The organism is Pseudomonas oryzihabitans (assembly GCF_032027545.1).
In the GTDB taxonomy this organism is placed as follows: domain Bacteria; phylum Pseudomonadota; class Gammaproteobacteria; order Pseudomonadales; family Pseudomonadaceae; genus Chryseomonas; species Chryseomonas oryzihabitans_F.
The window spans coordinates 1-384 of the sequence record NZ_JAVSJB010000111.1; the positions used below are offsets into that span (position 1 = coordinate 1).

General features: G+C 62.5%; 1 protein-coding gene. It reads right to left on the reverse strand.

Features of this window, described 5'->3' with window-relative positions; genetic code table 11:
• On the reverse strand, nucleotides 1-384 hold a 384-nt coding region (locus RND78_RS27950), incomplete at both ends, for a calcium-binding protein (RefSeq protein ID WP_312733483.1).

The window sequence follows — 384 nt, forward strand, 5'->3', positions numbered from 1 at the left end:
TGTCGTTACCGGCGCCGCCTTGCAGGGTGTCGTTACCGTCCTCACCGTACAGGCTGTCACGGCCCTCACCCCCGTCGAGCACGTCGTCACCGCCGCGGCCGTACAGGCTGTCATTGCCGGCCAGGCCAGCGAGCGTATCGGCCGTCGCATACCCCATCAGGGTTTCGTTGAACTCACTGCCCTGGGTGACCCAGGCCTTGAGCTGCTTGCCATCCCACACCGTGCCATCGGCGAACTGCACCTGGTTGATGGCATAGCCTGAGAGGCTGTTGCCGTCCTCAGAAAAGTGCGAGCTGACCCTTAGGGTTTCACCCGTCTCTCGTACCTGGATGTACAGATCGTCCGACTCTCGCCACACCCGCACATCCGCTACGTTCAGACCAT